The 18,740-nt window shown below is 44.6% G+C and carries 21 protein-coding genes; 16 read left to right on the top strand and 5 right to left on the bottom strand.

The window, feature by feature from the left end; translation table 11 throughout:
* Window positions 1-7: 7 nt before the first annotated feature.
* Window positions 8-274, top strand: a complete 267-nt coding sequence (locus R7190_RS04870; protein ID WP_213986307.1) for a DksA/TraR family C4-type zinc finger protein — start codon at window positions 8-10, stop codon at window positions 272-274.
* Window positions 275-343: 69 nt separating this feature from the next.
* Here R7190_RS04870 and bioA read toward each other — a convergent pair whose 3' ends face one another.
* On the bottom strand, window positions 344-1,624 hold the full coding sequence (gene bioA / locus R7190_RS04875) for an adenosylmethionine--8-amino-7-oxononanoate transaminase (protein WP_213986308.1): 1,281 nt from the start codon (window positions 1,622-1,624) through the stop codon (window positions 344-346).
* A 130-nt stretch (window positions 1,625-1,754) separates the two neighbouring features.
* Between bioA and bioB the strand changes: the two genes are divergently transcribed.
* Genes bioB through bioD form a run of 4 tightly spaced genes read left to right on the top strand, consistent with a single transcriptional unit; the run spans window position 1,755 to window position 5,449 of the window.
* A complete protein-coding gene (gene bioB, locus R7190_RS04880) occupies window positions 1,755-2,807 on the top strand; it encodes a biotin synthase BioB (RefSeq protein ID WP_005378222.1) in 1,053 nt (350 codons plus the stop codon).
* Window positions 2,794-3,945, top strand: coding sequence for an 8-amino-7-oxononanoate synthase (gene bioF, locus R7190_RS04885; protein WP_213968594.1), 1,152 nt, complete (start codon window positions 2,794-2,796; stop codon window positions 3,943-3,945). Before bioB ends, bioF begins: the two co-directional genes overlap by 14 nt.
* Window positions 3,945-4,766: a malonyl-ACP O-methyltransferase BioC gene (bioC, locus tag R7190_RS04890; protein WP_213986309.1), complete on the top strand. Its 822-nt coding sequence runs from the start codon at window positions 3,945-3,947 to the stop codon at window positions 4,764-4,766. Before bioF ends, bioC begins: the two co-directional genes overlap by 1 nt.
* Entirely contained in the window at window positions 4,763-5,449 is a 687-nt protein-coding gene (gene bioD / locus R7190_RS04895) for a dethiobiotin synthase (protein ID WP_213986310.1), read from the top strand. Before bioC ends, bioD begins: the two co-directional genes overlap by 4 nt.
* Before the next feature lie 82 nt (window positions 5,450-5,531).
* On the opposite strand, the gene R7190_RS04900 is transcribed toward bioD, so the two are convergent.
* On the bottom strand, window positions 5,532-5,699 hold the full coding sequence (locus R7190_RS04900) for a hypothetical protein (RefSeq protein WP_005378215.1): 168 nt from the start codon (window positions 5,697-5,699) through the stop codon (window positions 5,532-5,534).
* A gap of 509 nt (window positions 5,700-6,208) precedes the next feature.
* Between R7190_RS04900 and htpX the strand changes: the two genes are divergently transcribed.
* From htpX to R7190_RS04945, 9 genes are all read left to right on the top strand, one after another.
* Window positions 6,209-7,078 carry a protease HtpX gene (gene htpX, locus R7190_RS04905; protein ID WP_005388085.1) on the top strand — a complete coding sequence of 290 codons (870 nt, stop codon included), beginning with the start codon at window positions 6,209-6,211 and terminating at the stop codon, window positions 7,076-7,078.
* Window positions 7,079-7,288: 210 nt separating this feature from the next.
* Window positions 7,289-7,708: a nuclear transport factor 2 family protein gene (locus tag R7190_RS04910; protein ID WP_005378211.1), complete on the top strand. Its 420-nt coding sequence runs from the start codon at window positions 7,289-7,291 to the stop codon at window positions 7,706-7,708.
* Window positions 7,705-8,430, top strand: coding sequence for an SDR family oxidoreductase (locus R7190_RS04915; RefSeq protein ID WP_213986311.1), 726 nt, complete (start codon window positions 7,705-7,707; stop codon window positions 8,428-8,430). The genes R7190_RS04910 and R7190_RS04915 overlap by 4 nt, the downstream gene beginning before the upstream one ends.
* Before the next feature lie 12 nt (window positions 8,431-8,442).
* A complete protein-coding gene (locus tag R7190_RS04920; protein ID WP_213986312.1) occupies window positions 8,443-9,753 on the top strand; it encodes an NAD(P)/FAD-dependent oxidoreductase in 1,311 nt (436 codons plus the stop codon).
* 1 nt (window position 9,754) lies between these two features.
* Window positions 9,755-10,573, top strand: coding sequence for a DUF1365 domain-containing protein (locus R7190_RS04925; protein WP_005378205.1), 819 nt, complete (start codon window positions 9,755-9,757; stop codon window positions 10,571-10,573).
* Entirely contained in the window at window positions 10,567-11,823 is a 1,257-nt protein-coding gene (locus R7190_RS04930; RefSeq protein WP_025766883.1) for an SAM-dependent methyltransferase, read from the top strand. Before R7190_RS04925 ends, R7190_RS04930 begins: the two co-directional genes overlap by 7 nt.
* Before the next feature lie 6 nt (window positions 11,824-11,829).
* Window positions 11,830-12,342 carry a DUF2878 domain-containing protein gene (locus R7190_RS04935; protein ID WP_171345316.1) on the top strand — a complete coding sequence of 171 codons (513 nt, stop codon included), beginning with the start codon at window positions 11,830-11,832 and terminating at the stop codon, window positions 12,340-12,342.
* Window positions 12,302-12,895 carry a chalcone isomerase family protein gene (locus tag R7190_RS04940; RefSeq protein ID WP_171345317.1) on the top strand — a complete coding sequence of 198 codons (594 nt, stop codon included), beginning with the start codon at window positions 12,302-12,304 and terminating at the stop codon, window positions 12,893-12,895. Before R7190_RS04935 ends, R7190_RS04940 begins: the two co-directional genes overlap by 41 nt.
* A complete protein-coding gene (locus tag R7190_RS04945) occupies window positions 12,895-13,428 on the top strand; it encodes a DUF3833 domain-containing protein (protein WP_017634388.1) in 534 nt (177 codons plus the stop codon). Before R7190_RS04940 ends, R7190_RS04945 begins: the two co-directional genes overlap by 1 nt.
* Before the next feature lie 133 nt (window positions 13,429-13,561).
* Here R7190_RS04945 and purB read toward each other — a convergent pair whose 3' ends face one another.
* The 3 genes from purB to mnmA all read right to left on the bottom strand — a co-directional run bounded on the left by purB (window position 13,562) and on the right by mnmA (window position 16,838).
* The gene (gene purB / locus R7190_RS04950) at window positions 13,562-14,932 is read right to left on the bottom strand and encodes an adenylosuccinate lyase (RefSeq protein WP_005378198.1); all 1,371 of its coding nucleotides are present in this window, start codon (window positions 14,930-14,932) and stop codon (window positions 13,562-13,564) included.
* Between the two features lie 153 nt (window positions 14,933-15,085).
* A complete protein-coding gene (gene hflD / locus R7190_RS04955) occupies window positions 15,086-15,703 on the bottom strand; it encodes a high frequency lysogenization protein HflD (protein WP_005378194.1) in 618 nt (205 codons plus the stop codon).
* Between the two features lie 10 nt (window positions 15,704-15,713).
* Window positions 15,714-16,838 (bottom strand): tRNA 2-thiouridine(34) synthase MnmA, encoded by a 1,125-nt coding sequence (gene mnmA, locus R7190_RS04960; protein WP_054576398.1) that lies wholly within the window; start codon window positions 16,836-16,838, stop codon window positions 15,714-15,716.
* 188 nt (window positions 16,839-17,026) lie between these two features.
* Here mnmA and R7190_RS04965 point away from each other — a divergent pair, with 188 nt between their 5' ends.
* On the top strand, window positions 17,027-17,296 hold the full coding sequence (locus R7190_RS04965; protein WP_005378190.1) for a hypothetical protein: 270 nt from the start codon (window positions 17,027-17,029) through the stop codon (window positions 17,294-17,296).
* Window positions 17,297-17,413: 117 nt separating this feature from the next.
* A complete protein-coding gene (locus tag R7190_RS04970; protein ID WP_005378187.1) occupies window positions 17,414-18,718 on the top strand; it encodes an inosine/guanosine kinase in 1,305 nt (434 codons plus the stop codon).
* The last annotated feature ends 22 nt before the right edge of the window (window positions 18,719-18,740 follow it).

Below are 18,740 nucleotides of genomic sequence, written 5' to 3' on the forward strand. Positions count from 1 at the left end.
AGGGCTTATGGCCGTAGGGTGGGCCAATGACGATAGCGTCAGCCAACAAATTCAAAACACAATAGACGACGAGATTTCCCGTGTTCGTGGCAGTATCGCAAGGGGTGAAAGCGCCCATTATTGCGATGAGTGTGGTGATGAGGTCCCAGAAGCACGTCGTTTTGCTATGAAAGGCGTTCGTTTGTGTATCGAATGTCAGTCAACAATCGAATTGGTGTCTCAACGCCAAGCATTGTTCAATAGACGAGCGAGTAAAGACAGTCAACTTCGATAACTTTACTGCTCTAATAAATAACGAGACGGTTTGAGTCTCATACTCAAACCGTTTTCATGTTCAATTGAACTATGAAGCGAAGCAGTCTTTACGTTGTAACGCAGCATCAATCGCATTCACTAACTTTTCAATATCTTCTGGCTTGCTGATGAACGGCGGCATCATATAAATCAGTTTGCCAAATGGACGAATCCACACTCCGTGTTCAACAAACAAGGCTTGGATGGTTTCCATATTCACAGGGCGATACGTCTCCACTACGCCAATGGCACCTAACCAACGGGTGTTTTTTACCAACTCGTGTTCTTCAAGTTTTGGCAGTAACTCAGAAAACAACGCTTCGATTTGTTGGGTTTGCTGTTGCCAGTTACCTTGTTCAATCAATTCCAAACTTGCAGTGGCAACAGCGCAGGCAAGTGGGTTACCCATAAAGGTTGGGCCGTGCATAAAACAGCCTGCATCACCACCACAAACGGTGTCTGCTACGTGTTTGCTCGCCAGGGTCGCAGAGAGGGTCATGTAGCCGCCAGTGAGTGCTTTCCCGACACACAGAATGTCTGGTTGAATGTCTGCATGTTCGCAGGCAAACAACTTACCGGTACGACCAAATCCGGTAGCGATCTCATCTGCAATCAATAACAAGCCGTATTTGTCGCAAAGCCTACGCACGCCTTTGAGAAATTCTGGATGGTAGATGCGCATGCCGCCTGCGCCTTGAACAATAGGTTCTAGGATCACCGCAGCAAGTTCTTCATGGTGCGTTTCAATCTTGTGCTCGAAGTCGGTAAGGTCCTCTGGCTTCCATTCATCCCAATAACCACAAGTTGCTGACTCCGCAAAGATATGCTCAGGCAAAAAGCCTTTGTAAAGAGAGTGCATTGAGTTATCAGGATCGGTAACCGACATAGCCGCAAAGGTGTCGCCGTGATAACCGTGTCGCAAAGTAAGAAACTTCGGTCGGCGTTCGCCTTTTGCATGCCAATATTGCAGTGCCATTTTTAAGCTGACTTCTACGGCAACGGAGCCTGAATCGGCAAGGAATACATGTTCAAGGTTATTTGGTGCAAGGGACAATAGCTTCTTACACAAACTGATTGCTGGCTGGTGGGTAATCCCGCCAAACATCACGTGAGAGACCTGATCGATTTGCTGGTGAGCGGCTTGATTTAAATGCGGATGGTTGTAGCCGTGGATCGTCGACCACCAAGAAGACATGCCATCGACCAGCTCAGTACCGTCTTCCAATTTAATATGAACACCATTTGCCGATGCCACTGGGTAGCAGGTCAGAGGTGTCAATGTCGAAGTGTAAGGATGCCAGATATGCTGGCGGTCGAAGGCGAGATCCATGTGCGATTCCAATAATAATTAAGGTTAAAAAACAGACAGGTGTAAACTTTGATCTTTTGCGTTGTGTTGACAGTTTATCGAGACTCAGTAGACTGTCAACACAACAACAAAAGTGACTAAAGGAATACACGTGGAAGTTCGTCATAACTGGACGCATGCTGAAGTGCGCGATCTCATGGAAAAACCATTCATGGATCTCCTATTCGAAGCGCAGCTTGTACATCGTCAATATCAACAAACCAACCATGTTCAAGTAAGCACGCTTCTGTCGATTAAGACAGGTGCTTGTCCAGAAGACTGTAAGTACTGTCCTCAGAGTGCTCGTTACACCACAGACATCGAGAAAGAGCGTCTGATGGAAGTAGAACGCGTACTCGATGCTGCGCAAAAAGCCAAAAATGCTGGTTCTACTCGATTCTGTATGGGCGCAGCATGGAAAAATCCAAAAGAGCGTGACATGCCGCATTTGACCGACATGATCAAAGGCGTGAAGGGCATGGGTTTAGAAACGTGTATGACATTAGGCATGTTGACACCAGATCAAGCAAAACAACTGGCAACCGCAGGTTTGGATTACTACAACCACAACCTAGATACGTCTCCTGAATTTTACGGCAACATCATTACCACACGTACTTATCAAGACCGTTTAGATACTTTGTCTCATGTTCGTGATGCTGGCATGAAGATCTGTTCCGGTGGCATCATCGGTATGGGTGAAAGTGCTAACGACCGAGCAGGTTTGTTGGTTGAATTAGCTAACTTGCCAGTGCATCCTGAAAGTGTGCCAATCAACATGCTGGTTAAGGTGAAAGGCACACCACTGGAAGAGGTGGACGATGTTGAGCCATTCGATTTCATTCGCTTGATTGCGATTGCGCGCATCATGATGCCTCAATCAGCGGTTCGTCTATCGGCTGGCCGTGAAAACATGAACGAACAAATGCAAGCGCTGTGTTTTATGGCGGGTGCAAACTCAGTCTTCTATGGCTGCAAACTTCTGACGACTCCAAATCCTTCTGAAGATAAGGACATGATGCTGTTCAATAAGCTCGGCATTAACAGCCAAGAAGTGTCTCAAAAACCTGATGAAATCGAAGAAAACGAGTTGCTGGATCGCGTTGTAGAGCGTGTTGCTGCCCGTCCGACAAAAGACGACCTTTTCTACGATGCCAGCGTTTAAATCTCGTATCGAGTCCGCTCTTGCTAAGCGTAAAACGCAAGGGTTGAATCGTTCTATGAATGTGGTGTTTGCCGGTAACCAGTCCGTTTTGGAGCACGAAGGCAAGCGCTACATTAATTTCTCAAGTAATGATTATTTGGGCTTGGCCAATGATCAAGCGCTCGTTCGTGCGTGGCAGCAAGGTTTAAGCGTATACGGCAGTGGCAGTGGAGCATCGCCAATGGTCACTGGCTTTAGTGCAGCACACAGCAATTTAGAAGCCGCACTAACTGAATGGTTGGGCTACGACAGAGCAATTCTGTTTGGTTCTGGATTCAGTGCTAATCAAGCCTTGTTGTTCACCTTGTTAGAAAAGTCAGACGTATTGATCCAAGACCGTTTGAATCATGCTTCATTGATAGAAGCGGGGGCGTTGTCACCAGCTAAGATGAAGCGCTTCAAACACAATGACATCGAGCACCTAAAGTCGCTGATTAATAGCGAAGACAACCATCTAGTTGTGACGGAAGGGGTATTCAGCATGGACGGTGACTGCGCGCCGCTCAGCGATATAGCTGAAGCCACTCGCAGTCATGATGCTTGGTTTGCTGTCGATGACGCTCATGGAATTGGTGTTCTCGGTCAATCCGGTGGTGGTTCTTGCGAGTTGGCAACGGTTAAGCCTGAGTTATTGGTCGTTACCTTCGGTAAAGCGTTTGGTATGTCTGGCGCGGCTATTTTATGTGACCACTCAACGGGAGACTTTTTGACTCAGTTTGCTCGTCACCATGTTTATTCCACAGCGATGCCTCCGGCACAAGCGTATGCGTTGACTCATGCAGTCTCGATGGTTCAAGAGCAGTCTTGGCGACGTGAAAAGCTCTCTGAGCTTAGTGAAGTGTATCGAGATAGCCTTAGCGGCCTTGAGGGGTTTGTTGAGACTCAAACTTCGATTAAGCCCTTTTTGATTGGTGAATCTGAATTGGCTTTGCGAGTAGCAGGTGCTTGTCGCCAAAACGGTATTTGGGTGACTGCTATTCGCCCTCCGACGGTGCCTAAAGGAACGTCTCGTCTTCGAATCACACTCACTGCCAATCACACTAATGAACAAGTTAAAACGCTTTCAATCGCATTGAAGCAAGCATTAGGAGCGCTGTAATGGATAATGCAACTACCGCATTAGCGCAAACGCTCGCGTTAGAGAGTTTCCATCAAGATAAAGGCGCGATTGCCTCTTCGTTTGGTAAAGCAGCAGAAACATACGATAAATATGCGGCTTTTCAACGTGATGTCGGGCATCAGCTGCTTGATAAACTTCCTGAAAACTTGACGGGAAAACGTGTATTGGATTTAGGTTGTGGCACGGGTTATTTCTCCCAACTACTTCAACAACGCGGTGCGGAAGTAGTCTGCGGCGATATCTCTCAAGCCATGTTAGATAAAGCAGAGCAGCGTTGTGGTGCAGTACGAATGCATTACCAAGTTGCTGATGCTGAAAACTTACCATTTGACGATGATAGCTTCGATTACGTGTTTTCAAGTTTAGCGCTGCAATGGTGTACAGATTTAAGTTACCCACTAAAAGAAGTGCGCCGCGTGCTAAAAAATGGTGGGAAAGCGTGGTTCTCTACACTGGTTGATGGATCACTGTATGAGCTGCGTGCATCATGGGAAAAAATTGATGCATATCAACACGTCAATAACTTTCTAACGCTCAATCAGGTAAAAATTGCGTTAGCGCAATCTCGATGTGACAGCCATCAACTAGACTTGACCACCATCACAGTTTGGTACGACTCTGCATTTTCAGTTATGCGTGACCTCAAAGGTATAGGTGCAAATCACGTAAGCGGGCGCTCACACGGTTTAACTAGTCGCGAGACTTTGTTAAAAGTTGAGCATGCGTACCAAGCGTTTAAAAACGATCAAGGTCTTCTACCTGCAAGTTATCAGGTTTGTTTTGGAGTAATACATCTATGATTGATGCTTTTTTTATTGCTGGTACGGATACTGATGTTGGAAAGACGGTAGCGTCTAAAGCCATTTTGCAAGCGATCGCAGCAAAAGGACTAAACACTATTGGTTATAAGCCAGTGGCAGCAGGGAGTGACAAGACTGAAGCGGGATGGCGCAACTCTGATGCTTTACACTTACAAGACGTCGCAACACTCGATGTGGACTATGATGATGTGAACCCATACGCTTTAGAGTTGCCTGCTTCTCCCCACATTGCAGCGAAGCATGAACATGTCGAAATAAGTTACGATGTTCTGAGTCAAAAACTGGCTCAACATAAGCAGCAAGCCGATGTTGTTCTCGTTGAAGGTGCTGGAGGCTGGCGTGTGCCAGTATCCGATACGGACTGTTTATCTACATGGGTAAAAGAAGAGCAGTTACCTGTTGTACTGGTGGTTGGCATTAAATTAGGCTGTTTGAGCCACGCTTTACTCACAGCGGAGAGTATTAAAGCGGATGGTTTGAATCTTGTTGGCTGGGTGGCAAACCGCGTCAACCCAGGCACAGAGCACTACGCTGACATTATCGAGATTCTAGAAGCACGTATCGATGCACCTAAGCTTGGGGAAATTCCATATATTCCAAGTGCTAAACGCAAAGAGCTAGGCAAGTACATTAATGTAGAGCCGTTGCTAAACACTGACTAATGGTGTTTAGGATAAAAGACTAAAAAACCCAAAGGGCTGCGCAATGCAGCCCTTTCTTGTTGGTGTAACCTAAAAAGTCAGATTACTTATCTTGGCTGAGCCCCATCAATGCTTGTTGTGTTTCTGCAACACGCTGAGACATATGATGATCGGTTGAAATACCAAGTTGTTGCTTTGCCTCGTCCTCTGAGATGCCTAGGTGACAACGTAGTAAATCAATAGCCATTTGATAGTCGTTAGTTTCTACCATGGTTTTTCCCTCAATACATGGAGTTTTTGAGCTCACCCAATGCACTTTTTGCAATGTACTTAGAGTAGCTCTGTTTTGTTCATCTCATTCGAATTTAGCATGTCCATGTAGCCGCACAATAAGACCAAAGTCTATAGCAGAGCTAACGTACTGTTTTTGGTCTATTAAAAAATTTCTAGCTAAGTTGCTAAGAGGTGATAGATTTAACACCAAGATCATCTATCAATAGATGATGGGTAGGTCAGAGCTTATTTCATCATTTTGATAAATGTATATGAACGGAGGTTCCAGCTCCTACCAAAGCATGTTTTGAAATCGCTTGAATCAAATATTTCAGTCTCGAAAACAAATGTTGCAATTTATTGCTTAACCTTGTTTTTATCGCGGATAGACTATATCTATAACGCACGGAACATGAAAATCAACGGAATTGGCTTTTATAGCGATTACCATTTGTTCCTTATAACAATCCGTTTTAAAAAAACGATAAGCTTCCTCGGAGAAAAGTAATGAAGCGAATTATGTTATTCCTAGCAACTAACCTAGCTGTCGTGCTAGTGCTTAGTGTTGTTCTGAATATTGTTTACGCTGTAACTGGAATGCAACCAGGCAGTCTGTCAGGTTTACTTGTAATGGCTGCTGTATTTGGTTTTGGTGGCGCATTTATTTCGTTGATGATGTCAAAGGGTATGGCACTACGCTCGGTTGGTGGTATGGTCATTGAAAGCCCGCGCAACGAAACGGAGCATTGGTTAGTCGAAACTGTGGGTCGTCAAGCTCAACAAGTGGGTATTGGTATGCCAACGGTGGCTATTTATGATTCACCAGATATCAATGCATTTGCGACAGGTGCAAAGCGAGATGACTCTCTTGTCGCAGTTTCTACTGGTCTTTTACACAATATGACTCGTGATGAGGCAGAGGCAGTACTTGCACACGAAGTGAGCCATATTGCAAATGGTGATATGGTCACGATGACGTTGATGCAAGGTGTCGTGAACACGTTTGTTATCTTCCTATCACGCTTTATTGCCAATATCGTGGCATCGAACGATGATGAAGAAGGCCAAGGTACAAATATGATGGTTTACTTTGGCGTATCCATGGTGCTTGAACTGGTATTTGGTTTCCTAGCTAGCTTCTTGACTATGTGGTACAGCCGTCATCGCGAATTCCACGCGGACGCAGGTGCTGCGCGCCTCGTTGGCAAAGAAAAAATGATTGCGGCTCTAGAGCGTTTGAAGGTGAGTCATGAATCTCAACTGGATGGCACCATGATGGCATTTGGTATCAACGGCAAGCAGTCGCTGACTGAGCTACTAATGAGCCACCCTCCGCTAGATAAACGTATTGCAGCGTTGCGAGGCCAGCAATACTAACTATGTCTACTTAAATAATTGTTAATTTGCTGAAAAGGCTTGGTTTTGACCAAGCCTTTTTTTTTCGCCGATTGATCGCGTGCGAACTTCATCACGTACTACTTACAGAAATAAAGTTATACAAAATTATTTTTGTACAACTTTGGTGGAATGAACTATCTTGTACATATAATAATTTTGTACAATTTAATGGGCGTGTAGGAGTAAAAAATGGACATACAGTCTGTTGGCAATATCTATCAAAAGCTCAACAAAGCGAACTTACATCTGCTTAAGGATATATATCACCAAGATGTAGTATTTGAGGACGCAGCGCATCGTTTAGAAGGATGGCCAGCACTTTCGGATTATTTCACCTCATTATATGCCAACGTCATCAGTTGTGATTTTGTAATCCATGAGCATCAACAAGTCGGAGATACAGGCTTCCTAACTTGGACAATGGACCTTCAGCATCCCAAACTTCAGAAGGGTGCGCCTATTCTCGTCAATGGTGTTTCGCACCTCAAATTTAGCGAAGGTCAGGTCATTTATCACCGGGACTATTTTGATCTCGGAGAGATGCTCTATGAGCATTTACCATTACTAGGTTCAGTCGTTAAAACCATCAAGCAGAGGTTAGGACAATGAACAACACCATCTTAATCACAGGCGCCACCTCCGGAATAGGAAGACAGCTTGCGCTAGATTACGCGAACTCAGAATGGAATGTGATTGCTTGTGGTCGGAATCAAGATGTTCTTGCAGAACTGGAGGCAGTTTCTTCCAAAATTCATACACTGCAGTTTGATGTGACAAATTATGAGGAAACTCAGCAGGCTCTCTCCAATTTGCCCTTTACGCCAAACACATGGATTTTTAACGCAGGCGATTGTGAGTACATGGATGAGGGAGTGGTCGACGCGAAACTCATGGCGCGTGTGATGAACGTAAATGTTGTCGGTGTTGCCAACTGCGTTGAAGGCTGCCAAGTACATTTAGAGAGAGGGCACCGCATTGTTATTGTTGGCTCTATCGCATCAGAAGTGGCACTGCCTCGTGCAGAAGCTTACGGCGCATCCAAAGCGGCAGTCAGTTATTTTGCACGCACGCTCGCCGTCGACTTGAAAAAGAAAGGGATCAATGTGGTAACGGTGTTTCCTGGTTTTGTTGAAACGCCGTTGACTGACAAAAACGACTTCGAAATGCCAATGATCATTTCTACTCAGCAAGCGTCGGACTCTATCAGGAAGCAATTAGCCGCCAACAAGACCCATATCTATTTCCCAGCGAGATTTACCAGTATTTTACGTTTTATCTCGTTACTTCCATACAGTTGGCAAGCTCGCCTAACTGCTAAACTCGTATCATAAGAAGGAATAAAAATGAAAACAGCAGGAAGAAAGAAGATAGCGATTGTGGGAACGGGAATCTCTGGCCTTACTTGTGGTTATTACTTGCATAAAGAACATGATGTAACGCTGTTTGAAGCGAACGATTACATCGGTGGCCATACTGCAACCGTTGATGTGATCCTTGATGGTAGAGAATACGCGATAGACACCGGGTTCATCGTCTATAACGATCGTACGTACCCTAATTTCATTAAAATGATGAGCGAGATTGGCGTTGAAGGTCTGCCGACTCAAATGAGCTTCAGTGTCAGAAACGATGGGAACGGACTAGAGTACAACGGCCACACAGTGTCGACATTGTTTGCTCAAAAACGCAACTGGGCAAACCCCAAATTTTATCGATTTATCTTCGAGATACTTCGTTTCAATAAACTTGCCAAGCGCTTCTCTAGCGAGCAATCCTCGCAATCTCAGACGTTAGGTGAGTTCCTTGACGAACACAAATTCAGTGCTTTCTTTACCGATAACTACATTTTACCGATGGGTGCTGCGATTTGGTCGTCGACTTTAGCTGACATGCGCGCATTCCCTCTTATGTTCTTCTTACGTTTCTTCCTCAACCACGGTCTGCTAGATGTGACTAACCGACCACAATGGTATGTGATTAAAGGTGGTTCACGTTCATACATTCCACCATTGACCAAAGGCTTTGCCGAGAATATTCGTCTTAATAGTCCTGTCGAAAAAGTGGTTCGCAACGAAAAAGGGGTTGGCGTTCAAGTTCGCGGAGAAACGCATTGGTTTGATGACGTTATCTTTGCTTGTCACAGTGATCAAGCAATGAGAATGCTAGAGGATATCAGCCCAATTGAGCAGGAAATCTTGGGGGATATGACATACCAAGCAAATGAAGTTGTTCTTCATACCGACTCTGCCGTACTACCAAAACGTAAGGCAGCATGGGCATCATGGAACTACCTATTGGAAGGCAGTGAGGAGGAACAGCAACGCCTCCCTTCGCTAACTTATAACATGAACATTCTTCAGCATATTCAATCAGAACACACGTTTTGTGTAACGTTGAATAGTACTGAGCAAATTAACTCAAATAAAGTCTTGCGTTCGTTCACTTATCATCATCCAGTATTCACCACTGAGTCTATTGCAGCGCAGCAGCGCAAAAATGAGATACAGGGTAAACAAAGTACCTGGTTCTGCGGCGCTTATTGGTACAACGGTTTTCATGAAGATGGCGTGCGTAGCGCGCTTGATGTTGTGAAAGAACTAGAAGAAAAGTACCGCGAACAAAATGTGGTTCCTTTCGAAAAAGGCGCAGCGTGATATGGATAGCCAAATGAACAGCCGATTGTTTATAGGCAACGTTCGTCACCGTCGATTCACGCCGGTGAATCATGAGTTGAACTACTCTTTATTTATGCCCGCCATCGATGTAGACGAGCTCGATGCTTTAGAGAAAAAAGTATGGGGTTTTGGTTCGCGTTGGTGGCATTGGGCTCGCTTCAAGCGCAGTGATTACATTGGTGAAGGTAGCGTCAAGTCGGCAGTGCACAGCAAAATTGAAGAACTGACAGGTGTTCGCTGTACCGGCAAGGTAATCGCAGTCTGTCACTTGCGTTATCTAGGACTTTATTTCAGTCCCGTTAATTTCTACTACGTTTATAACACGGAAGGAGAATGGAAGTATCTCCTCGCAGAGGTGAGTAACACTCCTTGGAATGAACGACATTACTACGTGGTGTCAGCAGATAAAGAAGAAGAAAAGTTTGGTTGGGAACAAGTTAAAGCATTCCATGTTTCACCATTCAACCCGATTGACCAACTCTACCGCTGGAGAATTAAACCTTTGACAGACAAGTTGAACATTCATCTTGAATGTCACAAAGGAGAGAAACACTTTGATGCCACCATGGTTATGAAAGCCAAGCCACTTTCAAGCAAAACCTTATTGAGGTGTTTGATCGTTACACCAATACAAACGGTAAAAGTAATGGTTGGTATTTATTGGCACGCATTAAAACTTTGGGTGAAAGGCGCACCTTTTTATTCTCATCCTAAATATTCAACGCATGAAGAAATAGAAGCCGATACTGAAAAAACAGACAAAAAAAATAAAAAGCACAAGGAGAATTCTGCATGTTAAATACTAGTTCTATGACATTGCCGCGTAAATTGACGACAACGCAAAAAGCGGCTCGCGGAGTTATTTTTCAATGTCTGCAAAAAATGGAAATCGGCTGCTTAACAGTTATTGAAAGTTTTAAGACGGAAACGACAGAGCGAAGCGAGCGTTTTAGTGCGCCAAATGGGGAGTACAGTGGTCAACCTGTTGTCGCTACTATAGAGGTAAAACATCCAGGCTTTTATTCACGGATCTTGCAGGGCGGCAGTATTGCTGCTGGTGAGGCTTATATGGATGGGTGGTGGGATAGCCCCGATTTAACCTCATTAATGAAACTGATGGCCCTTAACATGCGTGCTCTAGATAAACTCGAAGAGCAAGGCAGTTGGTTGACTAAAATACTGTACAAGTTCAGCCATTGGTCAAACAGAAACTCTGAAGAGAACTCACGTAAAAATATCCATGCGCATTACGACTTGGGTAACAACCTATACGAAGCGTTCCTTGACACCAATATGCTGTACTCGTCGGCGCTTTACAATCATGCGGATGACTCTCTAGAGCAGGCTCAAATCAACAAAATGGATCGTCTATGTCAGCAACTTGAGCTGAAATCTACCGATCATGTTGTTGAAATTGGCACTGGGTGGGGCGCTATGGCGATTTACATGGCTGAACAATACGGTTGTCAGGTCACCACAACAACGATATCTGAAGAGCAACACGCGTACGCGGAGCAAAAAATCAAAGAGCGTGGCTTAGAAGACAAAATCACTCTACTCAAAGAAGATTACCGAAACCTAACCGGCACTTATGACAAGCTCGTTTCTATTGAAATGATTGAAGCTGTGGGCAAACAATTCCTGCCTTCGTACATTAAGGTCTGTGAGTCTTTATTGAAGTCTGGTGGCTTGATGGCGATTCAAGCGATTACGATTGCCGATCAGCGTTACGATTACTACAGTAACAACGTCGACTTTATCCAAAAGTACATTTTCCCGGGTGGTTTTTTACCGTCGGTAACCTCACTAACCCAAGCAACAACAAAGTACAGTGACTTAGTGACGCGAGACTTGTTCGATATTGGTTTGGACTACGCCAAGACGCTGAACGAATGGCACCTTCGTTTTAATCGAGCAGAGAATGAAGTGCGCTCGTTTGGCTACGACGACCGCTTTGTGCGTATGTGGCGCTACTATTTGAGCTACTGTGAAGGTGGCTTTTTGGCTCGCACGATCAGTGCAGTTCACATGACGTTTCAACGCCCGTAGTTCGTTATGAAGGTATTTCTTGCTTCGACATGGTTCCAACTCTGCTGGTTTGCAGCGGTGCTTGGAACCTATCAATGGCAATGGGTCACGTTATTCCTTACTTTGGCAACCCTACTATATTGTCTGAAAAGCGATGCATCTTCGCTCAAAAGTATTGGTGTTATCGTCACGAGCGGGCTCGTGCTTGATACGCTCAATCAACAACTCTCGGTCTTTGTCTTTCCAACCCCATGGCTGCCAGTCTGGTTATTATGCTTGTGGGTTTTGTTTTCTTGGTATGCCTATCAACTTAAGTCAATTTTGTACCGTTTCCCAAAAACCTACGTATCAATAGTAGGCGGACTCGGAGGAACAGTGAGCTACTTTGCTGGCTATAAGCTCCAAGCCGTTGAATTTGGATTTAGCACTGGCGCTACACTGGCAATGTTGTTTGTCGAATGGTGCGTCATGATGCTCTTGATACTCAAGGTGTACGGAAATGAAAAGCTTGAAGAGAGTTTTAACTCAGAGACTGACTAGGTTGCTTGCGTTGGTAATAGTAACTGGCTCTTTTGCTCTGCAAGCTCAACCTGTTGGAAATAGCGAAGCTGCCAGCAACATTGCGAATTGGAAGGGGTGGAAAACTGTTGGAGAAGCCCAACTTACTTGGTTCATCTTCGATATTTATCACTCAAGATTAAAAGCGCCTGATGGAAAGTTCATCGTAAGCGATGACGTATCGCCACATCCCCTTGCATTGGAAATTAATTACAAGAGAGACATCAGTAAGCAACAGCTGCTTGATGTGACGGATGAGCAGTGGGCGAAATTGGGTTTTACTGACTCATATCGAAAAGATTGGATTAGCGAGCTCGATCGTATGTTTCCTGATATTCAAAAAGGTGACGAGCTTACTTATCTAACAGATGGAAAATCTGGTCAGCTTTTTTATAAGCAGGTTGGGGACGTGCAAGTAAAGAACGTTGGTATCATTGAAGACGAACGAATGAACGATGCATTTTTGGCTATATGGTTATCACCCAACACAGAATTTCCGAAACTCCGAAAACAATTGATAGGGCAGGTTAGATAGTGTTTAAACGAATTTTTAAATCAGCGACTTTAGTGGCAGCTGTTTTTCTTTCGGCATGTTCCGCAGACATTGATAATTACCGCTCTTCTACACCGACTTTTGACGTATTCGGTTATTTCGAAGGCGACATAAAGGCGTGGGGGATGGTGCAAGATTATACCGGACAGCAAACGCGTCGCTTTGAAGTCGATATAGTGGGTACTGTAGCGGGTGATACGCTGACGCTGGTGGAAGACTTCGTGTTTGATGACGGAGAGGTGGACCAGCGAATTTGGGTTATCACTAGATTAGAAGACGGTCGTTATGAAGGTAAGGCAGACGATATTATAGGTGTAGCAACAGGGGAAGAGCAGGGCAATGCGTTACAGTGGCAATATGACTTTGAGCTACAAATGGAGGATTCATCAGTGACGGTTGCTTTTGATGATTGGCTTTATCGTCAGGATGACAGACACGTTTTCAATCTAACGAAAATAAAAAAGTTTGGTGTGGAAGTAGGAACAATAACCTTGTTCTTCCAAAAGCAGCCATAACAAATGGGGCTGATCTTCAATTAATAATCCATTCCATATAACTAAAATTATTTTCTCCCGACCTAACTCTCCTAACTAAAAAAGGTTGACGCTTTCGCGTCAACCTTTTAGGTATCTGGTCGTTACACGAGGATTACAGCTTATCTGTCAGCTCGATTGCTTGACCGATATAGTTCGCTGGCGTCATCTCTTTCAGACGTGCTTTCTCGTGCTCAGGAAGCTCAAGACCGTCGATGAAGTTACGCATTGCTTCGCCGTCTACACGCTTACCACGAGTTAGCTCTTTCAGCTTCTCGTATGGCTTCTCGATGCCGTAACGACGCATAACTGTTTGTACTGGCTCAGCTAGTACTTCCCAGTTCTTGTCTAGTTCAGCAAGAAGCGCTTCACGGTTTACTTCTAGCTTGCTGATGCCTTTAAGCGTAGAAGTGTAAGCGATGATAGCGTAGCCAACACCAACACCAAGGTTACGTAGAACCGTTGAGTCAGTTAGGTCACGTTGCCAACGAGAGATAGGCAGTTTCTGTGCTAGGTGGCCGAATACAGCGTTCGCAAGACCTAGGTTACCTTCTGAGTTTTCAAAGTCGATTGGGTTAACTTTGTGAGGCATTGTTGAAGAACCGATCTCACCTGCAATAGTTTTTTGCTTGAAGTGGCCCAGTGCAATGTAACCCCAAACGTCACGGTCGAAGTCAATCAGGATAGTGTTGAAACGAGCGATAGCGTCGAACAGCTCAGCGATGTAATCGTGCGGTTCGATTTGAGTTGTGTAAGGGTTCCAAGTTACGCCTAGAGACTCTGTGATGAACTCTTCAGAGAACTTGTGCCAATCTAGCTCTGGGTAAGCAGAAAGGTGTGCATTGTAGTTACCTACTGCACCGTTGATTTTCGCTAGGATCTCAACGTTTTCGATTTGCTTGAATTGACGCTCCATACGGTACGCCACGTTTGCCATTTCTTTACCCATAGTAGATGGAGAAGCAGGCTGACCGTGTGTACGAGATAGAAGAGGAATGTCGCGGTATTCCACTGCTAGTGCTTTGATAGCGTCGATTAGGTTACGGATTTCTGGAAGAATCACGTTCTCACGCGCTTCTTTAAGCATTAGAGCGTGTGATGTGTTGTTGATGTCTTCAGAAGTACATGCGAAGTGGAAGAACTCGTTTACTGCGTGCAGTTCAGGAACGTCTGCTACTTTCTCTTTTAGGAAGTACTCAACCGCTTTTACGTCGTGGTTAGTTGTACGCTCGATCTCTTTGATACGGCGTGCATCTTCTTCAGAGAAGTTTGCAGCAAGGTCGTCTAGGAATTGGTTTGCTTCTGCGCTAAACGCTGGCACTTCTGCAATTTCAGCAGTAGCAGCAAGCTTTTGTAGCCAGCGGATTTCAACGATAGTACGGTACTTTAGTAGACCGTATTCACTGAAAATTTCGCGTAACGCAATTGTCTTGCTTCCGTAACGGCCGTCTACTGGTGAAACAGCAGTCAATGCTGACAGTTCCATGATGTTCTCCTGAATTGGGTTTCTAAATTTCGTGAGCTTTATACCAATAACTGTGGCAATTGTCACGAATATTGCGCAAACGTTTGCGCGAGATTTGTTTTAGTCGAAAAAAATGAGCTCGCGATAAACGCGAGCTGCTTATTTGATATTTTACTACAGACGAGCAAGAAGGATTTGTGCTTGCTCTACCATCTTCTTGCGCCCGAAGATTAGGTGGCGACGCTTACCACCAACTTGACGCCAAAGAACTGCACTACGAATGCCAGATAACAACAGCGCACGAACTTTGTGTTGGCTTGCCGTCTGCTGCAGTACAGATGGCGTGCCCGTTACTTGAATGCGTGGGCCAATAGGGCTAACGACATCCAGATAGATGCTCGCTAAATTGCTGATCATTTGATCGTCTAGTAGCTCAAAGTGCTCTGACTGACGCTTGGCCATTTGAATACGATCGCCAAGCTGAGACATAGCATCGTTACGAGAGCTTAACTTACGTTCTAACGCCATTAAACTAATAATGTAACGAGTAATTTCACTGCCTGATGGTGTGCTATCAATCCCTTTAACCAAGCATTCTAGGCCGAGCTTTAGATCGGCTTCGCGACCGAATACGCCAACTGTGTTAGCAGGGTTCGTGCTCAAAATAGCGTTGATTGATGTTTCAAAAGCATCTTGATCACAATGTCCGTTTCTCGCTACCTGTTGAACTAAAGCAACAGCTTGGCAAATCCCAGCGAAAGCGATAGTACGGTCATAAAGTGTATTCGCCACGTAACGACTCCTAAGCTTGAGAATATTTAATGCGTTGCTCGATGATGCCGCCACCTAGGCACACGTCACCTTTGTAGAACACTGCTGATTGACCTGGAGTTACAGCAATTTGTGGCTCGTCAAAGATAACTTTAATGTTTTCATCATCGATAGGGATGATTGTACAAGGAATATCTTCCTGACGGTAACGAGTTTTCACTGTGCACTTCATAACATCGCGAATTGGCTCACGATCTACCCAGTGAAGTTGTGATGCAAGTAGACCTTCTGATTTTAACATTGGATGGTCTTTACCTTGAACGGCAATCAAAACGTTACGTTCTAGATCTTTCTCACCAACGAACCATGGGTCCTCGTTACCACCGCCGCCTTTACGGCCACCGATGTGTAGACCTTTACGCTGACCAAGCGTGTGGTACATCAGGCCTTGATGTTGACCAATCACTTCGCCTTCAGGTGTTTCGATGTTGCCTGGTTGAGCTGGAAGGTAGCGACCTAGGAATTCAGTAAACTTGCGTTCGCCGATGAAACAAATACCCGTAGAGTCTTTCTTCTTCGCCGTGATTAGATCTTGCTCTTCCGCGATGCGGCGTACTTCTGGCTTCTCTAGGTCACCAACAGGGAATAGGCTACGTGCGATTTGCTCGTTGCTTAATGTGTACAGGAAGTAGCTTTGATCTTTGTTGCCATCTAGACCACGTAACATTTGTGTTTTTTCACCGTTTTCTGGGAAAGAGCGACGCACATAGTGGCCCATTGCAATGTAATCAGCATCAAGTACTTCATCAGCGAATTCTAGGAATGCTTTGAACTTGATTTCTTTGTTACAAAGAATGTCAGGGTTCGGAGTACGGCCCGCTTTGTATTCAGCAAGGAAGTACTCAAATACGTTATCCCAGTATTCGGCAGCAAAGTTGATAGTGTGTAGGTGGATGCCTAGCTTGTCACATACTGCCTGAGCGTCAGCAAGATCTTCTGCCGCTGTACAATATTCTTCGTTGTCATCTTCTTCCCAGTTCTTCATGAAAAGGCCTTCTACTTGGTAGCCTTGCTGCTTTAGAAGATACGCGGAAACAGATGAATCAACGCCGCCGGACATACCGACGATGACTTTCTTTTGGCTGTTATCAGACATTACTAAACACCACTTAAATAAACGGGATGCAGATTCTATCAGAATCCACAGACCGGTGACAGATCCGAGATCGAAATCACAATTCGTTTCGCTGGATTTTTCTTCAACAAAGATTCGAACGAGTAATTTCGCAAGTATAGAAGAGGTATATATGGCATAGTTGGCCAAAATCCAAGAGGAAACATCAAATGACAGAAGAAAACCAATTTATGCAAGAAAGTGAGTTGATTGAAATTGTTGAAAATCAGCTCGAAGATGGTAACCCGCTTAAAGTAAAAGAAACCCTTATGCGTTTAATGATGACTGGCACACCACGTGAAGATGCGGTTGCGATGATGGCATGTGCGATGTCAATTGAGATTTTTGATGTAATGAAGAATGAGGGTGAGTTCAACCTAAAGCGTTATAGCGAGCACCTTGAGCAACTACCAGATCTCAGCTTTATGGAAGGTGAATAAGCCACCTAAAAGAAAAAAGTAGTCAGCAAACGTTTGCTATAATCGCTTTTATTGCTGCTTTATTATTAGCGGTATAGAATCCGCTCTCCTTTTCATCCCCTTACTCAGACTGACAATATGAAATTTCCTGGACAACGCAAATCGAAGCACTATTTTCCTGTTCATGCTCGTGACCCGCTGGTGAGCCAAGCACAAGAAAGCAAGAAGATGACGCGCACTCACATCATTGGTATTGACCAAACCTTGGTTGATATTGAAGCAAAAGTTACAACGGATGTGATTGAAAAGTACGGTCTGAGTAAAGGTCACTCTCTGGTTATCGATGACGAAAGAGCAGAAGAGTTATACCAGCAACTGAAAGAAGAGAACTTGATTACCAATGAGTATGCGGGCGGTACAATTGGTAACACGCTACATAACTACTCCGTGCTAGCGGATGACCGCTCCACACTACTTGGAGTGATGAGCCAGGATATTAAGATTGGCAGCTACGGTTACCGTTATCTTTGTAATACATCAAGCCGCATGGACTTGAACTACCTACAAGGTGTAGATGGTGCAATTGGCCGTTGTTTTGCTCTTATCACAGAAGACGGTGAACGTACTTTTGCTATCAGCGAAGGGCAAATGAACCAACTCCATCCTGATAGCATTCCAGAGAAAATCTTTAAAAATGCATCAGCACTTGTACTGACGTCATATCTAGTACGTTGCAAAGACGGCGACCCAATGCCGGAAGCAACAATGAAAGCAATTGAGTACGCGAAAAAGAATGATGTGCCTGTTGTTCTGACTTTAGGCACAAAGTTTGTTATTCAAGATGACCCTAAATATTGGCAAGAATTCATTCGAGATAACGTTTCAGTCGTTGCGATGAATGAAGATGAAGCAGAAGCACTGACGGGGGAATCTGATCCACTTGCTGCGTCTGATAAAACATTGGAGTGGGCTGATCTAGTATTGTGCACGGCGGGTCCTGTAGGTCTATTTATGGCTGGGTATACGGAGGATAGCGCGAAGCGCGAAACTTCTTTGCCATTACTTCCAGGGTCAATTGCTGAATTTAATCGTTATGAATTCAGTCGTCCGGCGAAAAAAGACTCATGCGAGACGCCAATAAAAGTGTACTCGCATATCTCGCCATATATGGGTGGCCCAGAAAAAATTAAGAATACAAATGGCGCAGGTGATGCTGCGTTATCTGCTGTTCTTCATGATATGGCAGCAAATAAATACCATAAAGAAAATGTGCCTAATTCAAGCAAGCACAGTAACGAGTATTTAACTTACTCTTCTTTTTCTCAAGTCTGCAAATACGCAAACCGTGCTAGCTACGAAGTTCTCGTGCAACATTCACCACGATTGTCGCGCGGACTTCCTGAGCGAGAAGATAGCCTAGAAGAAGCATACTGGGAACGTTAATACGAAGCGATTTAATTAACTA

The organism is Vibrio sp. 1078-1, from assembly GCF_033340475.1.